At 58.9% G+C, this 23,847-nt stretch carries 19 protein-coding genes; 12 read left to right on the plus strand and 7 right to left on the minus strand.

Annotation, left to right across the window (positions count from 1 at the left end; all coding sequences use genetic code 11):
• Positions 1-99 precede the first annotated feature (99 nt).
• A complete protein-coding gene (locus tag BK662_RS19515; protein ID WP_123359405.1) occupies positions 100-555 on the minus strand; it encodes a YMGG-like glycine zipper-containing protein in 456 nt (151 codons plus the stop codon).
• 236 nt (positions 556-791) lie between these two features.
• Here BK662_RS19515 and BK662_RS19520 point away from each other — a divergent pair, with 236 nt between their 5' ends.
• Positions 792-1,445 carry an MliC family protein gene (locus BK662_RS19520; RefSeq protein ID WP_123359406.1) on the plus strand — a complete coding sequence of 218 codons (654 nt, stop codon included), beginning with the start codon at positions 792-794 and terminating at the stop codon, positions 1,443-1,445.
• A 9-nt stretch (positions 1,446-1,454) separates the two neighbouring features.
• On the opposite strand, the gene BK662_RS19525 is transcribed toward BK662_RS19520, so the two are convergent.
• From BK662_RS19525 to BK662_RS19535, 3 genes are all read right to left on the minus strand, one after another.
• The gene (locus BK662_RS19525) at positions 1,455-2,639 is read right to left on the minus strand and encodes a patatin-like phospholipase family protein (protein ID WP_185047166.1); all 1,185 of its coding nucleotides are present in this window, start codon (positions 2,637-2,639) and stop codon (positions 1,455-1,457) included.
• A gap of 199 nt (positions 2,640-2,838) precedes the next feature.
• On the minus strand, positions 2,839-3,474 hold the full coding sequence (locus BK662_RS19530) for a response regulator transcription factor (protein WP_123359408.1): 636 nt from the start codon (positions 3,472-3,474) through the stop codon (positions 2,839-2,841).
• A 4-nt stretch (positions 3,475-3,478) separates the two neighbouring features.
• The gene (locus BK662_RS19535; protein ID WP_123359409.1) at positions 3,479-5,755 is read right to left on the minus strand and encodes a PAS domain-containing sensor histidine kinase; all 2,277 of its coding nucleotides are present in this window, start codon (positions 5,753-5,755) and stop codon (positions 3,479-3,481) included.
• A gap of 229 nt (positions 5,756-5,984) precedes the next feature.
• On the opposite strand from BK662_RS19535, the gene BK662_RS19540 reads away from it, so the two are divergent.
• The 6 genes from BK662_RS19540 (at position 5,985) to phaR (ending at position 13,712) form a co-directional block, all read left to right on the plus strand.
• On the plus strand, positions 5,985-7,607 hold the full coding sequence (locus tag BK662_RS19540; protein WP_123359410.1) for an acyl-CoA synthetase: 1,623 nt from the start codon (positions 5,985-5,987) through the stop codon (positions 7,605-7,607).
• 122 nt (positions 7,608-7,729) lie between these two features.
• Positions 7,730-8,056, plus strand: coding sequence for a DUF485 domain-containing protein (locus BK662_RS19545; RefSeq protein ID WP_123359411.1), 327 nt, complete (start codon positions 7,730-7,732; stop codon positions 8,054-8,056).
• Positions 8,056-9,726, plus strand: a complete 1,671-nt coding sequence (locus tag BK662_RS19550) for a cation acetate symporter (protein WP_123359412.1) — start codon at positions 8,056-8,058, stop codon at positions 9,724-9,726. Before BK662_RS19545 ends, BK662_RS19550 begins: the two co-directional genes overlap by 1 nt.
• A gap of 64 nt (positions 9,727-9,790) precedes the next feature.
• Entirely contained in the window at positions 9,791-11,563 is a 1,773-nt protein-coding gene (locus BK662_RS19555; protein WP_123359413.1) for an acyl-CoA dehydrogenase C-terminal domain-containing protein, read from the plus strand.
• Between the two features lie 127 nt (positions 11,564-11,690).
• Positions 11,691-12,959 (plus strand): OprD family porin, encoded by a 1,269-nt coding sequence (locus BK662_RS19560; RefSeq protein ID WP_123359414.1) that lies wholly within the window; start codon positions 11,691-11,693, stop codon positions 12,957-12,959.
• A gap of 204 nt (positions 12,960-13,163) precedes the next feature.
• On the plus strand, positions 13,164-13,712 hold the full coding sequence (phaR, locus tag BK662_RS19565) for a polyhydroxyalkanoate synthesis repressor PhaR (protein WP_123359415.1): 549 nt from the start codon (positions 13,164-13,166) through the stop codon (positions 13,710-13,712).
• 35 nt (positions 13,713-13,747) lie between these two features.
• Here phaR and phaP read toward each other — a convergent pair whose 3' ends face one another.
• Positions 13,748-14,317, minus strand: coding sequence for a TIGR01841 family phasin (gene phaP, locus BK662_RS19570; protein ID WP_123359416.1), 570 nt, complete (start codon positions 14,315-14,317; stop codon positions 13,748-13,750).
• A gap of 255 nt (positions 14,318-14,572) precedes the next feature.
• On the opposite strand from phaP, the gene BK662_RS19575 reads away from it, so the two are divergent.
• A complete protein-coding gene (locus BK662_RS19575) occupies positions 14,573-17,038 on the plus strand; it encodes a DUF3141 domain-containing protein (RefSeq protein WP_123359417.1) in 2,466 nt (821 codons plus the stop codon).
• A gap of 25 nt (positions 17,039-17,063) precedes the next feature.
• Here the strand turns inward: BK662_RS19575 and BK662_RS19580 are convergent, their stop codons facing one another.
• Positions 17,064-18,101: an AraC family transcriptional regulator gene (locus BK662_RS19580; protein WP_123359418.1), complete on the minus strand. Its 1,038-nt coding sequence runs from the start codon at positions 18,099-18,101 to the stop codon at positions 17,064-17,066.
• Positions 18,102-18,358: 257 nt separating this feature from the next.
• Here BK662_RS19580 and phbB point away from each other — a divergent pair, with 257 nt between their 5' ends.
• The 3 genes from phbB to phaC all read left to right on the plus strand — a co-directional run bounded on the left by phbB (position 18,359) and on the right by phaC (position 22,129).
• A complete protein-coding gene (phbB, locus tag BK662_RS19585; protein WP_123359419.1) occupies positions 18,359-19,105 on the plus strand; it encodes an acetoacetyl-CoA reductase in 747 nt (248 codons plus the stop codon).
• 57 nt (positions 19,106-19,162) lie between these two features.
• On the plus strand, positions 19,163-20,341 hold the full coding sequence (locus BK662_RS19590; protein WP_123359420.1) for an acetyl-CoA C-acetyltransferase: 1,179 nt from the start codon (positions 19,163-19,165) through the stop codon (positions 20,339-20,341).
• An 87-nt stretch (positions 20,342-20,428) separates the two neighbouring features.
• Positions 20,429-22,129, plus strand: coding sequence for a class I poly(R)-hydroxyalkanoic acid synthase (gene phaC, locus BK662_RS19595; protein ID WP_123359421.1), 1,701 nt, complete (start codon positions 20,429-20,431; stop codon positions 22,127-22,129).
• A gap of 53 nt (positions 22,130-22,182) precedes the next feature.
• On the opposite strand, the gene BK662_RS19600 is transcribed toward phaC, so the two are convergent.
• Positions 22,183-22,683, minus strand: a complete 501-nt coding sequence (locus BK662_RS19600; RefSeq protein WP_008013211.1) for an Lrp/AsnC family transcriptional regulator — start codon at positions 22,681-22,683, stop codon at positions 22,183-22,185.
• Between the two features lie 120 nt (positions 22,684-22,803).
• Between BK662_RS19600 and BK662_RS19605 the strand changes: the two genes are divergently transcribed.
• Positions 22,804-23,838, plus strand: a complete 1,035-nt coding sequence (locus BK662_RS19605; protein WP_123359422.1) for a histone deacetylase family protein — start codon at positions 22,804-22,806, stop codon at positions 23,836-23,838.
• The last annotated feature ends 9 nt before the right edge of the window (positions 23,839-23,847 follow it).

A 23,847-nucleotide genomic window follows, 5' to 3' on the forward strand; every position in this document is an offset into this window, starting at 1 on the left:
AGGCAGGCTTGAGCGCCTTGATCGTTCCGCCCTTCCCTGCACCGTCGCGCCCGTCAAAGACGATACAGATCTTCATGCAATTACCTTTGTTGTTCAGGTTCAAGGGGTTATCTGGTAGCCCCGTTGCTGCATGCAACTGTTGTAGGCCGAAGCAGTTGCCGCCGGTTCTGCCCGGCGATCCTGACGACGATCCTGACGTTGCCGAGATCCACCTACAACTGCACCTGCCACAGCAGCATCCTTGGCCTTGTTCTGTCGATATTCCTGTTTAACATCGTCGTCTACCTTGTCATAAACCTCGTCATGCTGACGACCACGCGCTCCGGCAACCGCCGCACCTGCTACTGCGCCAGAAGCGGCACCACGGACACGTCCACCTGATTCAGGCGTTGTGCTGGCGCTTGCTGTGTTCCCGGCTTGAGCCTGGCATGAGCTGATGTCCTGCTGAATGATTTCGGGGGACTGCCCTTTGAGCGGGGTTACGGTCTCGGCTGAAGCGCAAAGGCAAAATGCCGAGACAATCGTAGCCAGACAGGGGGAAATGGACCTCTTCATAAAGCCTCCACTGCTATCAGTGTGCTTTGGATCTTTGAGTCTAGCTCAGCGTCTGGCGACTAACCCTGGAACAATGTTCTTAGGGTGCAAGCTCTCATTCCGTTTGTACTTCTACTTCCTCGAACTCGAACGGGTGCGGCAAGTTTTAAGCACTGACTTACACTGCGATACACCCAATGCGAACAAATGACTGTTCAACGGATCAATAGATCCCACAGCAATCCGGGTATCAGGTAATGAATCAACCCAACATGAAAACGCTCACCCGTCTGCTCGCTGCCAGCGTTTGCGCGGCGACGGGCACCTGTGCCAATGCTTCGCCAGTCTTCCAGACCAGCTTCGACTGCGCCACGGCAAAGGCACCCGTCGAAAAGCTTATTTGTCGCGACCCACCACTGATGCAGATGGATATCGAACTGACGCGCCTTTATCGCCTGGCGCTCACGGATGATCATTCAGTGCCGCGTCCAGACAAAGTCATGATCGACCAGCAGTTCTGGATCGACGCTCGCAATCAGTGTGCCTCCGAGCCTGCGCCCAAGGCGTGCGCGATCCGAAGCTATGCCGAGCGCGCGCACCAGCTACGTCAAGGCTCGGCAATTGTGAGAACCAAGGATCCAGACAGACTCACCGAAGGCCCCCTGGCTTTTCGTTGCGCAGGGTTAAACGCGTTGATGGCCGCCACCTTCTTTAACACCCAGCCTGGTGTCGTGTACCTGAAATGGGCGAACAGCTCGATTACCCTGAACCAAGTGCAGAGTGATTCGGGAACCCAATACATTGGCAAGGATTACCAGGGGAATTACCGCTTCTGGCAAGACGGCAACGTGGTGCTTTTCCAGAAGCCAGGCTCAGGGGAAATGAGTTGTACGGCCGAGCCTGTCAGCTGAGACCGTCTCTCACGTACTCGGCGATTTATGCCACGGATAGCCTTTGGCACTGAGGTCAAAGGCGTATTTGAACAAGCGCTTCATGTACTCGCCATCGAATTTATGGAGGCGAGAAATGCGGAAGTCGGAGCCGATGTACGCCAGATTGAAGTCCGCCCCATCCTGCTGGGCAATTCGGTAAATCCGATCCAGATCGCTGATCCCCTGATTCTGGATCAATGCGCTGATGGCTCGACCGCCGATGTTCAAGGTTCGGCGCTTCGTTCCGGACCATTGCAGTTCCAGTTTGCCGTTGCGAATCACATAGAAATGCCGTTCACGCCGCAAACGCGCCCCGGGCACTTGGTTCAGCGCCATCACGGTGCCGGGTGGGTAAAGGAACACCTGCGTAAGGACACCCCCGTCCACGTGCATTTCCTGAAACGGGTGGCCGTTAACGTCCACATCAATCATGACGGGTGAGACGGCACCGGGAATACTCATCGACGCGACCATGATATTGCGAAACAGCTCGAGCGCTCCCGGTGCCTGGCTGGAAGCAATAGCCCCCATGTTCCAGGTGACCGGGCGCCCTGAATCAAGGTCGGTTGTGCCGATCATCAGGAGCCGTCCTTTGGCGTATTCCGCCGCGATCGCCGCAAGAGTCTCGGCAGTGACGTGCTGTGCAATGAGCCGCGCCAGTGGCTTGCTGTGCGCCATACCATCGCTGGTAAGACGGGTCAGCATATTGCGCGCATGGAAAATGTCTTTTGGACCGACCGCATTGCAGATACGCACAATGACATCGTCGTACTGGGGCCCCAGGTAGGCAAACGGGGCGACCAGGGCGCCAGCGCTAATGCCGGTGACCACTTTGAACACCGGTCGAGTCCCATGCTGGGTCCATCCCGCAATGATGCCCCCGGCAAATGTGCCGGCGTCGCCGCCGCCCGAAACGGCCAGCAGATTTGCCCGCGGCAGGATGTCGTTCGGTAACCCTGCGCTGGCGAGCGCCTCAGCCTCTCGAAGATTGGCCAGGCTCACATCCCGAATGAACGGCGTCAGGTCCTGTTCCAGCCAGTAGCGAGCATCTGGAATGTCCGGGATCAGCGCTCTTTCCGTTAACGTGGGCGGCACCGCGTCACGGCGTTGCAGGCACGCTTGACGCAACATGTTCAGGGTTGAGGCGCTAGGTCTGAGCTGGAATGGTTTCAACACGCCTCCTCCGGCCCCTGCAATTGACAGAGTCCGTCACGCACACTCGACACACCGATGACCAGTCTCAATGGCGGGTGGCCTGAACATCTTTCATGCTAGCGCAAGCTCAGGCTGTCATAACGTTGGCGGGACGTCCGGTCTGTCTTGCGGCTGATCCTCCCCCCCCCCATAGACGATCAATAGAAAATGCCAGCAATCACCGCAGCTTCAGCGGGTCGACCAGTTCAGCGGCGATGGCCATGCCCACCAGGTCCGGCAAGGTATTGGCCTGCATGCGCTTCATCACCCGCGAACGATACAGGTCGACGGTTTTCGCACTGACGCCCAGTTGCTCGGCGATCTCACGGGTGGTGTAACCCCGGACCAGCGGCAGCAAGACATCGCGCTCCCGTGGGGTCAGTGTCAGCAAGCGCGCCTGCAAGGCTTCGTGCCCCTGATTGCCCGAGCGGTTTGCCGCACAGTTGCTGAGCGCCTGTTGCACGCTGTCCAGCAGCAATTGCTCGTTGTAGGGCTTCTCGATGAAGTCATGGGCGCCCGCCTTGAAAGCGCGAACCACGATCGGCACATCCGCGTGCCCGCTGACGAAAATGATCGGCAGGTTCAGCTCACGTGCGCGCATTTCTTCCTGCACGTTCAAACCGCCCATGCCGGGCATGCGAACATCGAGCAGCACGCAGGCATCCAGACTGGCATCACAGGCATTGAGAAACTCCACGCCACTGGTAAACGGCAAGGCTTTGAGCCCTACCGACTCCAACAACCAGACGGTTGAATCGAGCATGCCTTGGTCATCGTCGACCACATACACCACGTGCTCCGTCACACCTGCCATTACGTTATTCCTGTTGTTGTTTTGTTGGGCCGGCCAGCGGCAAACGGCAGCACATCAGCAGCCCGACAGGTTGGCGTCGGGCCTGTAATTCGCCACCGAAACCTTCGATGATGCTGCGGCTCATGGACAAGCCAAGCCCCAGTCCATCGGCCTTGCTGGTATAGAACGGGGTAAATATCTGCTCCAGTTCGGGCTCGCTGACGCCTGGCCCCTGGTCTTGCACACTGATTTCCACGGTTGCACCACCGCCCTGCCCCGCAGCCATCACGATCAGCGAGGGTTGCCCCGGATGTTGTTCGCGGTTGGCATCGATGGCATTTCGCAGGAGATTAAGCAGGACCTGCTCCAGCAGCACTCGGTCGGCATAAATCGGCGGCAGATTATCCGGTAGGCGATCCTCGATTGTCACTTGGCAATTGCTCGCCTCCCAGGCACATAAACGCACGGCCTCGCGGGCGACCTCGGTGAAATTCAAGGCCTGCATGCGGCGTTGCCCCTTGCGCAGAAACGCCCGCAAACGTCTGATCACTTCTGAAGCATGAGTGGCATGATGGGTAATGCGCTCCAGCCCTTGCGCCACTTTGGCGGCGGCCTGGGAATTGGAATCCAGCGTCTGTAAATAGCGCTGGCTGGCATTGGCGTAATTGACTACCGCAGCCAATGGCTGGTTGATTTCGTGAGCGATGCCCGAGGCCAATTCACCCAGGGTGACCAACCGCGCGGTGTGCGCCAGTTCGTCCTGATGGCGGCGCTGTTGCACTTCACGCAGTTCACGCTCGGTCATGTCCCGCGCCACCAATGAGTAATAGCGCTCGCCGCCGGCCGAACGGTGCGCCAGCAGCACCAGCGATACCGGCACCGAAGTGCCGCCTGCCGGTGGTTGCAATCGCGCATCGGTGCTCCAGACACCGTCGCGCTCGGCGCTGCTCCAGCCATCACGCTGCAGACGTGCCAGGTCGCCGCTGGCGAACAACGTTGCCAGGGCTGGCATCGGTTGTTGCTCGTCGATCCCCAGGATGCGCCGCGCCGCTGGGTTGAGGTAAGTGACTTGCCCCTCGGGGTCGATGAACAACACAGGATCGGTGTTGACCTCGACGACTTCCGCCAGGCGTCGCTTGTTCTCCTCGGCATGCACCCGGGCGGTAATGTCCCGGGACACGTTGACCACTTCCACCACCGCCCCGGTATAGGTTTCACGAATCGCCCGGCTGGCGGTTTCAAACCACAGGTAATGCCCATCCCGATGGCGAATCCGATACGTCATCGTGTGATAACCATCCTGCTCCAGGGCATCCCGCGCGCGCTGCACCAGGCTGGCCAGGTCCTGACCATGAAACAAGCCTTGGGCCATTTGCCCGCGCAACTCCTCCGGCCAGTAGCCGAGCAATGTCCAGGACGCCGGCGAGGCATCGAGAAAGCGCCCGTCCGGTGTGTGTCGGGAAATCAGGTCGGTGGTGTTTTCAATGATCAGCCGGTACAGCCGACGTGCCGTGGCCGCTTCACGCTCGGCCAGCACTTGTGCCGTGGCATCGCGACACCGGGCGAGTACACGGTTGTCCTGGGGATCGGGGATAAACGTCCAGATCAGGATCTGCGCTTCGAATTGGGCTTCGACCCCTTCGATGGCGCGTTGCTGGTCCAGGCAGGCGCGTACCAGCACCCGGTGATTGACCGGTAAAAAAACCAGCACATCGGTCAGCGGCTTTTCGGCCAGCAACGCCAGCAGCGCCGCGTTGAACTCCAGCGGCCGGCCCTGCGCATCGAGCAACAGACTCGGTTGCGGGTCGTGCCCCAACAGCGGTGAGCCGCGCAGCATGCCGTTGACGCTGCTCAGCAACGTCGTCAGCAAGTCCTGCACCCAACCCAGCCAATCAAGACTCACGCCCTCGCACACTTCCACCAGCAACAAACCCGCCTGCCCCGGTTGCAACGCCAGATCAAACACCTGGCCGTGGCTGATAGCGGCCCGGCGCAGTCGGCCGGCCAGCCAACAATCGATTTGACGTACTTGAGCCAGATCCAGCCGCCCCGCTTCGGCCAGCCGATCAAACAACCGCTGATCGCTAGCCAGCGAAGGGTCGCCCAGCCCCGGTGGAAAATGCTGGGCGGCGCCCTCGTGGCTGTAAATCCGCGCAGTGGGTTGCCAACTCAGATAAACCGCCCGGCGCACCTCGGGGCAATCCTGCAGCGCACGGCACAACGCATCGGCCCGGGTGGCCAGAGACACACCCTCGCGCTGCAGGCGCAACCAGCTGTGCAATCGAACGGGAGTCAGGGTCATCACAGGTCCGCTTCGTTGGGGAGGCCAAGGATATACCGGCTTTGCGGTGTCACTGTATTCATTTAGTCCAGCAAGAATCAAATATAGTACATATCCTATATGACGTAGGTTGTACTTCCATATCGGTAGCTGAATGTTATATAAATCAGGCCGGACATAAAAGGCGACCTCAGCGGCTACGCTGCAAGGTCACCTATAGAGCTAACAATCAGCCACCGAGTACCCGTACATGTCGATCTATGAACAAGGGCTAGGCCCTGCGGCTGTCAACCATATTGCCTTGTCTCCGCTCAGCTTCATCGAGCGCACCGCCAGCGTTTACCCACACTATCCCGCCGTCATCCATGGCTCGATCCGCCGCACCTGGGCGCAGACCTACACCCGCTGCCGTCGCCTGGCCTCGGCGCTGGCCGGTCGCGGCATCGGCAAGAACGACACCGTGGCGGTGATGTTGCCCAACATTCCCGAAATGCTCGAAGTGCATTTCGGCGTGCCGATGATTGGCGCGGTGCTCAACCCGCTCAACGTGCGTCTGGATGCCGAAGCCATTGCCTTCATGCTGCAGCATGGCGAAGCCAAGGTGCTGATTACCGACCGTGAGTTCCATGATGTGATTCACGCGGCGATCGGCATGCTGGATCACCCGCCATTGGTCATCGACGTTAATGATCCGGAATACGGCGAAGGCCAGGCGGTCAGCGATCTGGACTATGAAGCGCTATTGGCCGAAGGCGACCCGGCCTTCGCCTGGCAGTGGCCCGATGATGAATGGCAAGCCATCTCGCTGAATTACACCTCCGGCACCACCGGCAACCCCAAAGGCGTGGTTTACCACCATCGCGGTGCTTACCTGAACTCCTTGGGCAACCAGATGACCTGGGCCATGGGTAACCATCCGGTGTACCTCTGGACCTTGCCGATGTTCCATTGCAACGGTTGGTGCTACCCGTGGATCATCACCGCCATGGCCGGTGTGCATGTGTTTCTTCGCCGCGTCGATCCACAGAAAATCCTCACGCTGATCCGCGAGCATCAGGTCACCCATCTGTGCGCTGCGCCGATCGTGCTCAATGCCTTGGTCAACATGCCGGAATCGGCGAAAGCGGCGATCGATCATCCGGTCAACGCGATGGTCGCCGGCGCCGCACCGCCGGCCAAAGTGATCGGTGCCGTGGAACAAATGGGCATCAAGGTCACTCACGTCTATGGCCTGACCGAAACCTATGGCCCGGTGACGCTCTGCGCCTGGCATGCCGAATGGGATGAGTTGCCGCTCGACGAAAGAGCGCAAATCAAATCCCGTCAGGGCGTGCGCTACCCGACGCTCGAAGGTGTGATGGTTGGCGATTCGAAGACGCTGGAGCCGACCCCGCGAGACGGTCAGACCATCGGTGAGATCTTCATGCGCGGTAACACCGTGATGAAGGGCTACCTGAAGAACCCGACCGCCACAGCCGAAGCGTTCGACGGCGGCTGGTTCCACACCGGCGACCTGGCGGTGTGTCATCCGAACGGTTATGTCGAGATCAAGGACCGACTCAAGGACATCATCATTTCCGGCGGTGAGAACATTTCCACCATCGAACTTGAAGGTGTGCTCTATCGCCATCCCGCCGTCATGGAAGCGGCCGTCGTCGCCCGTCCCGATGAGAAGTGGGGTGAAACGCCCTGCGCCTTTATCACATTGAAGGCTGATCACCAGGACGTTCGCGAGGCCGACATTATCAGTTTCTGCCGCGAACACCTGGCCGGTTTCAAAGTCCCGCGCACCGTGATTTTCACCCTGCTGCCGAAGACTTCAACCGGCAAGATCCAGAAGTACGTTCTGCGCGACAGGGCCAAAGCGCTCTAACCGAATCGACGTTGTACCCACCAGGCGGCAGGTGTTTTACCTGCCGCTTCGGGCTCGTGCAGCCTGAATTTGGCCCTGTCCCTGACCTACACACTGATAACAAAAACAATGTGGAGCCACCCATGATCGACATCCATTCAACCGATACCCAACGCTGTGAACGCATTCGGTCCAACCCCAAATTCCTTCAATTGGTGAGCAGCCGTTCGCGCCTGGCCTGGTCGCTGAGTGCTGCCGTGCTGGGTACTTACTACGCGTTCATGCTGGTAGTGGCGTTTGCCCCGCAGTGGCTGCACGCGCCGATCGCCGAGCGTCGGATGTTGACCCTGGGCATGCCGGTTGGCGCGGCGATCATCATTTTTTCCTGGCTACTGACCGGTTGGTACGTCTACAGCGCCAACACGCGTTTCGATGCATTGGGCGCCGCCATTCTCGAGGAGAGCAAGTGATGACTCTGCTGCGTAAAATTCTCCTCGCCGCTGCCGGGCTCTTGCCGGCTTCCGTTGTGCTGGCTGCACCCGCGCTGGGTGCAGTGGAAAAACAGCCGCTCAACCTGCATGCGATCGGCATGTTCTTCGTCTTCGTACTGGGCACATTGGCCATCACTTGGTGGGCCGCGCGGCAAACCAGATCCACTTCGGACTTCTACACCGCGGGCGGTGGAATCACCGGGTTTCAGAATGGCCTGGCCATTGCCGGCGACTACATGTCCGCCGCTACGCTGCTGGGGCTTTCCAGCCTGGTGTTTGCCAAGGGCTACGACGGCTTCATCTATACCATCGGCTTCTTCGTCGGTTGGCCGATCATCACTTTCCTGATGGCCGAGCGCCTGCGCAACCTGGGGCGCTACACCTTTGCCGACATCGTGTCCTATCGCCTGGACCAGAACAAAGTGCGGATCTTCGCCGCCTTCGGTTCGCTGACGGTGGTGTGTTGCTACCTGATAGTGCAGATGGTCGGTGCGGGTCAGTTGATCAAGTTGCTGTTTGGCCTCGACTACCCGGTAGCCGTGGTGATCGTCGGCGCGCTGATGCTGGTGTATGTGATTTTCGGCGGCATGATCGCCACCACCTGGGTGCAGATCATCAAGGCCGTGCTGCTGCTTGCCGGCGGCACGACCCTGGCATTCATGGCCATGTCGCAGTTCGGCTTCAGCTACGAAACCCTCGCGGACAAAGCCGTCCAGGCGCACGCCAGTGGCTGGAACATCATGGGCCCCGGCTCAATGCTCTCCGACCCGATCAACACCGCTTCGATGTCACTGGGCCTGGTGTTCGGGATTGCCGGCCTGCCGCACATTCTGATGCGTTTCTTCACCGTGCCTAACGCCAAGGAAGCGCGCAAATCGGTGTTCTACGCCACCGGTTTCATCGGTTTCTTCTTCCTGGTGGTATGCACCCTGGGCTTCGCCGCGATGGTGATCATCGGCACCGACCCGCAGTACTACGTCAATGGCGAAGTCGGCGGTACCTTGATTGGTGGCGGCAACATGGTCGCCATGCACCTGGCCAAAGCGGTTGGTGGCAATCTGTTCTTCGGCTTCCTCTCGGCCGTGGCCTTCGCCACCATCCTTGCGGTGGTCTCCGGGCTGGCCCTGGCCGGTGCTTCGGCGATTTCCCACGACCTCTACGCCACGGTGTTCAAGAAGGGCAAAGCCAGCGAAAAACAGGAAATGCGCGTGACCCGCATGGCCACCGTAGGCCTTGGCATCATCGCGATTCTGCTGGGCATTCTGTTCGAGAAGATGAACGTCGCGTTCCTCGTGGGTCTGACCTTCGGCATCGCTGCGTCGACCAACTTCCCGGTGCTGATCATGGCCATGTACTGGAAAGGCTTGACCACCAAAGGCGCAATCATCGGCGGTTTCGCCGGGCTGATCTGCGCGCTGGTCCTGGTGATCCTCTCGCCTGCGGTCTGGGTCACCGTGCTCGGCCATGCACAGGCGATCTTCCCGTACGACCACCCGGCGCTGTTCTCCATGCCACTGGCATTCTTGGTGATCGTCGTCGTATCCAAACTCGACCGCAGCGTACGGGCCGACAAGGAACGTGACGCTTACGCCGACCAGTTCGTTCGTGCCCAGACCGGCCTCGGTGCCGCCAGCGCTTGCGCTCATTGATTGAAAGGGCACGGCCTGCTCAAGCGGCGCCGTGTCCATCGCACACCCTTTTGAGGTTCACGTTATGCCCGAATTCAACGCCCCGCTGCGCGACATGCGCTTTGTATTGCATGAAGTGTTCGATGCCCCGGCCTTGTGGGCACGCCTGCCGGCCTTAGCCGACAGTGTCGACGCCGCCACCGCCGACGCCATTCTTGAGGAGGCGGCCAAAGTCACCTCGCACCTGATTGCGCCATTGAATCGCAGTGGCGACGAGGAAGGCGCCCGGTGGACCGACGGCCAAGTCAGCACGCCGATCGGTTTCAAACAGGCTTATGCCACCTACATCGAAGGCGGCTGGGTGGGCCTGTCCGGCAACGCCGATTTTGGCGGCATGGGCATGCCGAAGATGCTCGCCGTGCAGTTCGAAGAAATGCTTTACGGCGCCAACGCAAGCTTCGCGCTGTATTCGGCGTTGAGTTCCGGTGCCTGCCTGGCGCTGGATGCCCACGCCAGTGACACCCTGAAAAACCTCTACCTGCCGCCGATGTACGAAGGCCGCTGGGCCGGTTCCATGTGCCTGACTGAAGCCCACGCCGGTACCGATCTGGGGATTATCCGCACCCGCGCCGAACCCCGGGCCGACGGCAGCTTCAGCATCACCGGCAGCAAGATCTTCATCACCGGTGGTGACCAGGATCTGACCGAAAACATTGTGCATCTGGTGCTGGCCAAACTGCCGGACGCACCTGCGGGGCCCAAAGGCATCTCGCTGTTTGTCGTCCCCAAAGTACTGGTCAATGCTGACGGTTCCCTCGGCGATGCCAACGCAGTGAGTTGCGGTTCGATCGAACACAAGATGGGCATCAAGGCCTCGGCCACCTGCGTGATGAACTTCGACGGCGCCAGCGGCTGGCTGGTCGGCGAAGCCAACAAAGGCCTGGCGGCGATGTTCACCATGATGAACTACGAGCGCTTGTCCATCGGCATTCAGGGCATTGGCTGCGCCGAAGCGTCCTATCAGAGCGCCGTCGCCTATGCACGTGAACGTGTTCAGAGTCGCGCGCCGACCGGTGCTATTGCTCCGGACAAAGTGGCTGACCCGATCATCGTCCACCCTGATGTGCGCCGCATGCTGCTGAGCATGAAAGCCATGACCGAGGGCGGCCGTGCGTTCGCCAGTTATGTCGGGCAGCAACTGGACCTGGCGAAGTTTTCCGATGACGCCAAGGAACGGGACAGCGCGCAAACCCTGGTGGCGCTGCTCACACCGGTGGCCAAGGCGTTCTTCACCGACACCGGCCTGGAAAGCTGCATCAACGGCCAGCAAGTGTTCGGCGGCCATGGCTACATCCGCGAGTGGGGCCAGGAACAATTGGTCCGTGACGTGCGCATCGCGCAGATCTACGAAGGCACCAACGGCATTCAGGCCCTGGACTTGCTTGGACGCAAAGTGCTCGCCGATAAGGGCTCCGCGCTGCGCCAGTTCACCGGCGAGATCCGCCATTTCGCCCGTCAGCCCGACGCGCCCTACTCCGCTCAACTGTTCGATGCCGTGCAGCGTCTGGAAGACCTGAGCGACTGGCTGCAGGACCAGGCGACCACCAATCGCAACGAAGTCGGCGCTGCTTCGGTGGAGTATTTGCACCTGTTCGGTTACGTCGCCTATGCCTGGCTTTGGGCGCGCATGGCACAGGTTGCCAAGCAAAAGCTGCACGAAGATGCAGGGTTTTATGGTGCGAAGATCGCCACCGCCGACTTCTACATCCACCGCTTGCTGCCGCGCATTTTGAGCCTGGAGCAATCCATCCGCGCGGGCAGTGCCTCCTTGTTTGGCCTGAGCGCCGAACAGTTCTAACGATTGAACCCACGCGGCGCCACGCTCCTCTCTTTTTGGCGTTCGCGTTTTTTATTGATAAGCCCTCGCCCACCTGGCGAGGGCCGCGGGACCTGTCTTTCCATAATAAAAACAAAGGGGCTTCACCATGGACCGCAATACCCGCATCCTCGCTACCCGATTATTGCTGGCCGGCGGCGTCATCAGCCTCTCGGCCCCCGCCGCTGCTGACTTTGTCAAAGACAGCAAGGCCAGCCTGGAGCTGCGCAACTTTTATTTCAACCGAGATTATCGTCAGACCAACGCTCCCCAATCCAAGCAAGAGGAATGGGCGCAAGGTTTCCTGCTGCGCTATGAATCGGGATTCACCGACGGTTTGATCGGCGTGGGTTTCGATGCCATTGGCCTGCTCGGCGTCAAGCTCGACTCCAGCCCTGATCGCGCAGGCTCCGGCCTGCTAAAACGCCATCGCGACACGAGCAAAGGTGCGCAGGACGAGTACGGAGAACTGGGCCTGACCGCCAAAGTGCGGGCCTCGAAAAGCACACTGAAACTCGGCACGCTGCTGCCGAAACTGCCGACGGTACTGGCCAACGATTCACGGTTGTTGCCACAAACCTTCGAGGGCGGTCAGCTGACGTCGCTGGAACTCGAAGGCCTGACCGTGGATGCCGGACGACTGACGCAAGTCAATCAGCGTGACTCCTCGGACTACGAGGACATGGGCATCACCCGCACCGGCGCCAAGGGCATCACCACACGTCATCTCGATAGCGACAGCTTCGATTTCGCCAGCCTGAACTACAAATGGACCAGCAACCTCGCCACCGGTTACAGCTATGGTCACCTCGACAACTTCTACAGCCAGCACCTGATCAACCTGACCTACGTGCTGCCGGTCACAACCGGCCAGTCGCTGAAGACGGATCTGCGCTTCGCCCGCTCCACGGACGACGGTGGCAGTAATGTCGATAACAATGCCATCGGCGCGATGTTCACCTACAGCCTCGGCGGGCATGCGTTGGGCCTGGGTTATCAAGGCATGAGCGGCGACACCGGCTACGCCTACGTCAACGGCACCGATGCGTTCCTGGTGAACTTCGTGCAGATCGGCGACTTCGCCAGCAAAGACGAAAAGTCCTGGCAGGCGCGCTACGACTACAACTTTGCAGCCATTGGCGTTCCCGGGCTGACCTTCATGACCCGCTACCTCACCGGCGACAATATCGACCTGGGCGGCAACCGCCCGCAAGGCAAGGAATGGGAACGTGATACCGACATCGGCTATGTCGTGCAGAGCGGGCCATTAAAGAATGTCGGGGTGAAATGGCGTAACGCGACAGTTCGCTCGACCAATTTTGGCAGCGACCTGGATGAAAACCGCCTGATCGTCAGCTACACCTTGCCGATCTGGTAACTCAGTTCTGGTTGCACAAGGGGGGACTCACTTGACGGCGCAGTCTCCTTTTTTCTGCTGGATTTGTGCTGTGATGGCGGGCCTCTTCGCGAGCAAGCCCGCTCCCACATTTAACCGCATTCTCATGGGAGACTCGGTCAAGTGTGGGAGCGGGCTTGCTCGCGAAGGCGGCCTCAAAAACACCAATGATGATTGTAGGTTAAGATGCCTGCAAACCAGGCTCGCCGCGAGACGCCCCGCATGACTGATACCACCCCACGCCTGATCAAGAAGTACCCCAATCGCCGACTGTATGACACCCACACCAGCAGTCATCTGACGCTGGCGGACATACGCCAGTTGGTGGTCGATAAAATTGCCTTTCAGGTGGTCGATGCCAAGAGCGGCGAGGATCTGACGCGCAGCATCTTGCTGCAAGTGATTCTGGAAGCCGAAAGCGGCGGTGAGCCGATCTTCACCAGCGAGATGCTGATGGGGATTATCCAGTTCTACGGCCCTTATCAGGGCGTACTCGGCAGTTACCTGGACAAGAGCATTCAGACCGTAATCGACATCCAGTCCCAGACGGGTGCGCAATCCTCCGAGGCCTGGAGCACGTTCATGCATCAGCAGGCGCCAGTGATGCAGGATTTGATGCGGCAATATGTCGACCAGTCGAAGGCGCTGTACCTGAACACCCAGAACCTGTTCGGCATGTTTGGCGGCAAGCCCGGTGCCGATGGCGGAACGAAAAAAAATGGCGATGGGGAATAAACCCGTCGCCATTGGTATTGCTGGTCTTACGTGACTTACTTGTTACCGCTGTTAGGCTTGGCGCTAGCTTCCGGGGCAGCTTTAGTGCCCGCGGCAGTCGCTGCGTCAAAACCACTCTGAGCCACATCGGCAGCCTGTTTTACGGCTTTCTGTGCGCTTTCGAACACAGTACCGGCATTCGCCAGGCCCGACTTGAACGCGGCCACAACAGGCTCGGAGCCGGCCGGTGCATTCTTGCTGATCGTTTCAACGAACTCATGCAACTGCTGGGTGCCCGCTTCGACCTGACTCGAGGTCAATTTGGCGATGTCCGATTGAGTACCGACGATCAGTGCTTGAACCTGACGATTGAATTCGGCCAGGCGTTCGGTTTGCGCGCTCGGCTGGGTGAAAGAAGCCTGCAGCTCGGCGAAACCTTGTGGATCACGGACGGCCAGCAGCTTGCGAACACCTTCGAACTGCTCTTCGGTGGAGTCGCGCAGTGCCTTGAACTGCAACTGGCTGAGCTGTTCAACGCTGGCGAACACTTTGCCGCTGATTTGCTGCAAAAGGTCGAGGTTGGCTTTCTGAGCGGTTTGCAGTTTTTCCGAATTGAAAAAAGACATGCTTGAATCTCCTGGTACTGGAAGGCCCTGATGGGCCTGAGGACGCGATAGCGATCCGGCCAGTCATCGCGTTAGCCTTGATATTGCAGTGCACAAAACTATTTGGCAACGCCTATTTTTGTGCGGTGCAAAATAAACGTTGCTAACGCCCTCCTTATTCGCTGTAGACTCCTGCTCATCGAACGGCCAGCCTAGCCCTCTCTAACTAAAGGGTTCAGATGCGCAGGTTCCCACGCATAGCAGCAGGAGATCACCATGGGTCAGGAAGTAAATATTGCGCTGCAAGATGAAGAGCGCAGCGACCCCGCCGGCTTGTTCGAACACCTTAATCATCTGCAACGCCTCAATACCCACAACGTCCTCGACGCCGTGCAGAAGCGCCAGGCAAAAACTTTCGCGCCTTTTAGCCTTGGGCAACTCAGACAGCCGACACCGGCTGACTGGCAGGAATACTTCACTGACCTTGGCCAGCGCAGCGTGCTGTTCTGGGACACCTTGCGTCAGCGCGGCGACAACACCCTGGCCCACGAACGCGCCGGGTATCCGCTGCTGCTCAAGTTCAATCATGAAACGCTGGTCGCGGGTGAAGACCTGCCTCGTGCGGTCAACTATTCGTTGTTGCAAATCCTCGGCGGCCCGGGGCAACAAATCGACAGTAAAAAACAGCCCGTGATCATCATTGACCCCCGCGGCGGTCATGGCTCGGGGATCGGCGGTTTCAAACAGGACTCGGTCATCGGCGAAAGCCTGAGAGCCGGCCATCCCACCTACTTCATCGCCTTCAGTCACTCACCACGCCCAGGGCAAACCCTTGCCGATATCACAGACGCCCAGGCACGGTTCATCGAGGTCGTCAGCGCTCGGCATCCGGACAGCGCCAAACCTGTCGTCATTGGTAACTGCCAAGCGGGCTGGGCGTTAATGGGCCTGGCGGCCACTCGGCCGGAGTTGCCGGGGCTGATCATCGTCAACGGTGCGCCGTTGTCGTACTGGGCCGGCGTCAATGGCCGCAATCCGATGCGTTACACCGGCGGTTTGCTGGGCGGTGGCTGGATGGCGCGCCTGGGGAGCGACCTCGGTAATGACCGCTTCGACGGCACCTGGCTGGTGAGCAATTTCGAAAACCTGGACCCGGCCAATACCTATTGGGGCAAGTACTACCACCTGTTCAGTGAAGTCGACAGCGAGGCCGCACGCTTTCTGGATTTCGAACGCTGGTGGGGCAGCCCGACCCTGCTCAATAGCGAAGAAATCGAGATGATTGTCGACGACCTGTTCATCGGTAATCAGCTGTCCGGCGGCCTGGGGCGCAAAAGCAGCGGGCTCGACCTCAAATTGATCGAAGTGCCGGTGGTGGTGTTCTGTTCCTATGGCGACAACATCACCTCCCCGCAGCAGGCACTGGACTGGATCACCGACGTCTATCCCAGCGATCTCGCGTTGCAAAATGCCGGACGCACCATCGTTTACCTGCGACATGCAAGCATCGGTCACCTGGGCATCTTCGTGTCCGGTGAAGTGGCGCGGCGTGAGCACCGCGAGTTGCTGGGTGCAGTCGATGCGATCAATGCGCTGCCGGCCGGGTTGTACGAAATGCTGATCGACGACCTGCCGGAGCACTCGGCGACGCCGTATACCGTGCGTTTCGAGCCCCGGCATATCGCCGACATTCATGGCCAAGTGACGCCGCCCCGTGATGACGATCGCGAATTCGCGCTGGTGCAGCGCGCATCCGCCATCAACAACAGCGTGTACGACGAGTTCATACGCCCATGGTTGCGCCTGCTGATCAACGAACCGAGCGCCGAAATGCTGCGCCGCGCGCACCCTTTCCATCAGCAGCAAGTGGCCTGGAGCAGTTTGAACCCGGCACTGTGGTGGCTGACTGGCAGTGCCGCCCAAGTGAGCAAGGATCGTCATCCCGCCAGTCAGAACAACCCGTTACTGGTCTGGCAGGAACTGTTTTCCAACCAGATGCAGGACGCCTTGAACGGCTATCGGGACCTGCGTGATGCGGCTCACGAAATGTGTTTCTACGGCGTGTATGGCGTACTCAATAGCTTCGCCGGCAATGCACCCGGGCGAAATCTGCAGGAACACGCCGAGCAGCACGACCAGGTTCTGATCGAGCGTCTGCAGGATGCTCTGCCTCTTGGCGGTCTGATGGAAGCCTTGATACGGATCCTGTTCCTGCTGGGCCGCGACAGCGACGAACCGGGCAAGGAAAGCGTCGAGAAATTGATCCTGCAACTGCAGGTGCTGCTCCAGGACTACAGTGCCAAGCCACTTGATTTGCGCGAAACCCTGCGCCTGCAAAAACTGCTGGTCGCCACCCACCCGCAAGAAAGCCTGCACAGCCTGCCCTTGATGCTGGTTGAGGCCCAAGAGCGCCAACAAGTGCTGGCGGCCGTCGCCAATTTGCTGCCGCAACTGCTGACCAGCGGCGCAAACAACCCATGCTGGTGTGAGCTGCACACGCTACTCGACGTTCCGCTGCCAGGTTTCAGCCTGACCCAGCCACCCGGTGCAGCCGATGCCATCGAAGTGAAAGTCTTGGTGATAACACCAGAGCCGATCAAGCCACCCATCCCGGTGGCCATCCCTGAGCCGATCAAGCAGAAAATCCCCGCAGTGACCCCAGACCCCATCGCCAAGGTGGCAAGTCCGGTGCGCCAACCTGCCAAGGGCAAGAAAGCCGTAAAAAAACCTCCGATGAAATAACGTTGAACGCTGACGGAAGGCCGTGTCAAACCAGCACGGCTTCCTCGATTGCCAACGATTCATCGGCCCGATACTGACCGGGTGTCATGCCAAACCAGCGGCTACAGGCTTTGTTAAAGCTGCTGTGATCATGAAAACCAAGGAGATACGCGACATGCTTCATGTTGAAGTGAGAATGGCGCAGGTAGAAGTCGGCCAATTGCCGGCGCACAGCGTTCTGCACGTCCTTGAATTGCGTCCCTTCCTTTTCCAGCGCGCGTTGCAGCGTGCGTTTGCTAACGTTCAATGCCGCCGCGATCGACTCCATATCGCATTGCCCCTGGCCCTGACTCAAGCGCTCGGTAATCAGCGCGCGAATCCTGCCGACTACGCAAAAACCAAACAGCAGATCCAGTTGCGCCTCGGCAAAACTGTCATGCAGCACCGCCAGCGCTTCGTTGGCCATGCTCAACGGACGCAGCAGCTCCTGCCCATCAAACAAAATGCTGTCGTAAGCCGCGTCGAAACGCAGGTCGCAGCCAAACAACCGTCGATGCTCGGAGGTGTCTTCAGGTTCGGGATAGGTGAACTCCACACTCAAGGGTTGCGGAGAATTACCGCCCGCCAGCTTACGGCAGAAGCCCAGCAACGAAGCCAGCGCTGCATCGGTGTATTGCCGAGGTTTGACCGAACCTTTTTGGTGATGATCGAGGCCGGAAAGTCGGTAACTCTGCGGCTCCGATGTAAAGAAAAGGCTGAATCCGGTGCCAATCAACGGACTGAAACGGACCAGGCGCTCAAGGGCTTTTTTCAGATTCAGGCTGGACATCATGGTGTAGCCGACGATCTGAAAGCTACCAGGGTGGAAACTTCCATAGGCCTTCAAGCCGATGTCCGAATCGCCCGAGGCCTGAGCGGCCAGATCCCATAATCGATAAATCGCCCTTCGCTCGCAAAACGCTCCTGGTTTGTTCGCAAGCTTCATGTCTAGTCCAGCCTCCCGACACAGACTGGCAATATCCAGTCCTTGAGCCGAGAGCGTATTTACCAGCACGCTGGCATAGCCTGAACTCATTCTATACATGGCGTCCTCAATGACCTGTGGAACCGAACATCCTGTCCGGAGCCATAACTGATCTGCGATAAATCAAAGACTAACGGGTTTTTCAGTTGCCAATATTGATCCCAGTATAGGTAACCAGCGTTTTTCGCCACCCGTCATTAACCGGGGCATGGCACCGTTGGACACCAGAGCGTCACCTCTCAACACTTCCGCACACCCGGCCAATACCGAACAATCCCCCCATCTTGCAACGCAAAACAAAGAAAGGAAGGGATTGTATGAAGTCGCTTGGTCGTATTGCGTTGGTCACGGGTGGTATGGGTGGGATTGGCACTGCGATAAGCCAACGCCTGTACAAGGAAGGATTCAAGGTCATCGTCGGCTGCAGCTCGGATTCCGCCCGCAAGAACGAATGGATAGCCACCCAACTGGCGGCGGGTTATCAGTTCGAATGCATCTTCGGCGACATCACCGATTGGGAATCGACCCGCAAGGCCTTCGAGATGGCACGAGAGCAATTCGGCCCGATCGATGTGCTGGTCAATAACGCCGGCATCACTCGGGATGCCTCCTTTCGCAAACTCACTCCAGAAGACTGGAACGCGGTGATCGGGACCAACCTCAGCGGCCTGTTCAACACCACCAAACAGGTGATTGAAGGCATGTTGGCCAAGGGCTGGGGAAGGGTCATCAACATTTCGTCGATCAACGGTCAGCGCGGCCAGTTCGGCCAGACCAATTACAGCGCGGCCAAAGCCGGTATCCATGGCTTCACCATGGCACTGGCCCGGGAAGTCTCGGGCAAGGGCGTGACCGTCAATACCGTATCGCCCGGCTACATCCAGACCAGCATGACCGCGGCCATCCGCCCGGACATTCTCGAGACCATGATCGCAGCCACACCGGTCGGTCGCCTTGGTCAACCCGAAGAAATCGCTTCGATCGTCGCCTGGCTGGCGTCCGATGAATCGGCCTACAGCACCGGTGCCGACTTCTCGGTCAACGGCGGCATGAACATGCAGTAAGCCTGTCAGGGCATGGATGCCCTGCTCCCGCTCGACAGAATCCTAATGAGGTCATGCATGAACGAAGTCGTAATCGTTGCCGCTACTCGCACCGCCATTGGCAGTTTTCAAGGTTCACTGTCCGCCATTCCAGCTACCGAATTGGGCGCGGCGGTGATTCGTCGCCTGCTCGAACAGACCGGGATCGACGCTGCGCAGATTGATGAGGTCATCCTCGGCCAAGTGCTGACTGCAGGCTCCGGGCAAAACCCGGCACGCCAGACCGCGATCAAGGCCGGCCTGCCCCATACCACCCCTGCCCTGACCCTGAATAAAGTCTGCGGTTCAGGCCTCAAGGCGGTCCAGCTCGCGGTCCAGGCGATCCGTTGCGGCGACGCCGAATTGGTGATTGCCGGCGGTCAGGAAAACATGAGCCTGGCGCCCTATGTTCTGCCCAAGGCGCGCACCGGTTTGCGCCTGGGTCATGCGCAACTGCAAGACAGCGTGATTCAGGATGGTTTGTGGGATGCCTTCAACGACTACCACATGGGCATCACTGCCGAGAATCTGGCGAATCAATACAGCATCAGTCGCGAAGATCAGGACGCCTTCGCCGCGATCTCGCAACAGAAAGCCTCCGCGGCCATCGAGGCGGGTTACTTCAAGGGTGAAATCACCCCGATCCTGATTCCCCAGCGCAAGGGCGAGCCGCTGGTCTTCGACACCGATGAACAGCCGCGTCCGGACAGCACGCTCCAGGCACTGGGCAACCTCAAACCCGCGTTCCAGAAAAACGGCAGCGTGACCGCGGGCAACTCGTCGACCCTCAATGACGGCGCCGCCGTGCTGATGCTGGCCAGCGCCGCCAAGGCCCTGGCTCTGGGCTTGCCGGTACTTGCGCGCATCAAGGCGTATGCCAGCGCGGGCGTGGACCCGTCGATCATGGGCATCGGCCCGGTGCCCGCTACCCGTCTGGTATTGACGAAAGCCGGCTGGAGCCTGGACGACCTGGACCTGATCGAAGCCAACGAAGCGTTCGCCGCGCAGTCACTGGCCGTCGGCAAGGAACTGGGCTGGGACATGAACAAGGTCAATGTCAACGGTGGCGCCATTGCCCTTGGTCATCCGATCGGCGCATCAGGCGCGCGGATTCTGGTGTCGCTGGTACATGAACTGATCCGTCGCGATGGCAAAAAAGGTCTGGCCACCTTGTGCATCGGTGGCGGCCAGGGCGTCAGCCTGGTCATCGAGCGTTAGAAACACAGGCTGAGTTGTCAGACGCGGCGCCGACGTCCGGCGCCGCGTTTTTTTCCGTCCGGTTTATTCATGTGGGCAAGGAGTTCCATGGACAACGCGCATACCTTAAACACACTCTGGTCGGGCCAGGTTCCGTTCGTTGCTTCCTTTGCAGTGCAACAATTAAGGCTTTGGGTCAGCACCAATCCCTGGTTTACCGGGCAGGACTACAACGCTTGGTTTGAGCTGCCACGCGAAACCCTGGACAGCCTCCAATCAGACTATCAGCAACAATGGTGTGAACTCGGCCAGCGTCTGTTGACCGGTCAGCCCTTCAGCTTCGAAGATCGGCGTTTCGCCAGCGGCAACTGGAGCCAACCGCTGTTCGGTTCCCTCGCGGCGTTTTATCTGCTCAATGCCGGCTTTCTGCTGAAGCTGCTCGATCAGCTGCCGATCGACGGCAAGAAACCGCGTCAACGCTTGCTCTATCTGGCGGAGCAAGCCATCGCCGCCGGCGCGCCGAGCAATTTTCTGGCGAGTAACCCCGATGCGCTGCAACGGGTCGTTGACACCCAGGGAAGCAGCCTGCTCACAGGCCTGATGCACCTGGCCAGCGACCTGCAGGAAGGCAAGATGCGCCAGTGCGACGCCGGCGCGTTCAAAGTGGGTGTCGACCTGGCAAACACCCCCGGCGAAGTGGTCTTCGAGAACGAACTCTTCCAGCTCATCCAGTACTATCCGCAAAGTGAAACCCAGTACCGGCGCCCGGTATTTATCGTTCCGCCATCAATCAACAAGTACTACATCCTTGACCTGCGTCCCGACAATTCGATGGTTCGTCACCTGCTGCTGCAAGGCCACCCGGTATACCTGATGTCGTGGCGCAACTTCGACCAGGAACATGCCGGCACCACCTGGGATGACCTGATTGAAACCGGGATTATCAAAGGCCTGCAGCTGACCCGCGAAATCAGCGGCGAGCAACGGCCCAACTGCGTGGGTTTCTGCATTGGTGGCACGTTGTTGAGCTCGGCGCTGGCCGTGTTGGCGGCTCGTGGCGACAAAGAGATCGCCAGCGTGAGCCTGCTGACCACCTTCCTCGACTACCTCGATACCGGCCCCATCGACATCTTCGTCGACGAGCAACTGGTGGCTTATCGCGAGCGCACCATCGGCGGCCTCAATGGCCCCATCGGCCTGTTCAAGGGCGAGGACATGGGCAATACATTCTCATTGCTGCGCCCCAATGATTTGTGGTGGAACTACAACGTCGACAAATACCTCAAGGGGCAGAAATCGATACCCCTTGACCTGCTGTTCTGGAACAACGACAGCACCAACCTGCCCGGGCCGATGTACTGCTGGTACCTGCGCCATACCTACCTGCAGAACGATCTGAAATCCGGCGAGCTGGATTGCTGCGGGGTCAAGCTGGACCTGCGCGCCATCGATGCCCCGGCGTACATCCTCGCCACCCATGACGACCACATCGTGCCATGGAAAAGCGCGTACGCCAGCACCGAACTACTGTCTGGAACCAAGCGTTTCGTACTCGGCGCCTCAGGGCATATCGCGGGGGTGATCAACCCACCGGCCAAGGAAAAACGCCATTACTGGACCAACAATCGCGTCACCAAGAACCCTGAAACCTGGTTCAAGAATGCCGAGCAGCATCCGGGTAGCTGGTGGAACGACTGGTTCGTCTGGCTGGCCGAACACGCAGGGGAACGCCAGCCTTCAGTGCTGAGCACCGGGAACGCGCAATACCCGGCACTTGAGTCGGCGCCGGGGCGTTATGTGATGCAATGAGAGGAACCAGTCCGGGCAGCCAGGCTTCGGGTTGGACGCTTCAGAACGCCCGTTTACTGCTTTGTCCGCCCCGGAATGGCGATACGACTGGTCGTTTTGACTTCACGCAATGCAAGACTTGACTGGATAGAGGCGATACCGAGTTGTCGCCTCAATACGCTCTCGACAAAATCGCTGTAGCTATCAAGATCCTGAGCCAACACTTGCAAAAGGTAATCGGCATCCCCGGTTATCTTGTGACAAGACAAGACCTCCGGGAGCTGCATGATGACGGCTTCAAAGGCCTCGGGGGTGTGGTCAGTGTGCGTGGCAAAGCGGATATGCACGAACGCCATGATGTCCAGCCCCAGCTTGCGCCGGTCCAGGTTTGCCTGGTAATCCTTGATCACTCCCTCCTCTTCCAGTCTCTTGCGCCGCCTCCAGCATGGAGTAAGGCTTAGCGAGAGGCGCTCACTCAACTCCGCGTTGGAAATGCTGGCGTCCTCCTGCAACAAAGCCAGGATGGAAAGGTCGGTATCGTCAAGCATTGCCCGATGGGTATTTTTTTTCTGCATGGTGCCATCCACGGGAAAATAATCCCGATTACGCTAGCAGAGCGAGAACAAAAAGCAAAGAAAGTGCATCCGTACCAGAACAAACTATTGGCACTGGACCACCACGACGGATGCGTATAAATGCTTACAGTTTTCAGCGATTCCCATCGCTTGCACCATGGGACCGAATTGAAGGACGGCGTTCTCAAACCTTCTTTCGAACAGCCAAGCCGAGCGGATACCGTTCGCGACCGAGTCCAGCATGTTGGGCTCGGCGATATCATCGTCCCGCGAACGTTTGACCGGGCGTGCTACGTCAATGCACACAGTGAGCGCTATGTTTCCTTTCTGGAAACCGCGTGGTCCGAATGGACGGCAACCGGTCGGGAGCATGACGCCCTTCCCCTGGTCTGGCCGGTGCGCGACTTGTCCAATGAACACGTCCCCGCGTTCATTGATGGCAAGCTCGGTTTCTTTGCCATGGATGCCGGCTCGCCGATCACCGCGACCACTTGGGAAGCCGTCAAAACCAGCGCAGACATTGCACTCACTGGACTGTCGTTGATCAACGAAGGCCACAACAGCGCCTTTGCCCTGTGTCGTCCACCCGGACACCACGCTGCTCGTGAATACATGGGAGGCTACTGCTACCTCAATAACGCGGCCATTGCCGCGCAACATGCACTGACTCAAGGCGCTAAACGTGTCGCGGTGCTGGACGTTGACTTCCATCATGGCAACGGGACGCAGAACATTTTCTACGATCGCAACGATGTGATGTTTGCTTCCCTGCATGGAGACCCCTCGGTTTCCTATCCTTATTACTCGGGTTTCAGTACCGAGTCTGGAGCAGGTGCCGGTGACGGTTATAACCTGAACTACCCGTTGCCGAAAAATACCACCTGGCATAGTTATCAAAACGCCCTGATCCACGCCTGCAAAAAACTTCGTAACTTCTCGCCTGAACTCTTAGTGATTTCCCTGGGCGTCGATACGTTCAAGGACGATCCGATCAGCCACTTTCTTCTGGAAAGCCAGGACTTCCTTGGCATGGGTGAAATCATCGCCACTGTCGGCGCACCGACGCTCTTCGTCATGGAAGGCGGATACATGGTCGATGAAATCGGCATCAATGCGGTCAATGTACTTCATGGGTATGAGAGCAAACAATTCTAAGTTTCGGTG

Origin of the sequence: Pseudomonas frederiksbergensis (assembly GCF_003732275.1) — a bacterium.
Classification (GTDB): domain Bacteria; phylum Pseudomonadota; class Gammaproteobacteria; order Pseudomonadales; family Pseudomonadaceae; genus Aquipseudomonas; species Aquipseudomonas frederiksbergensis_H.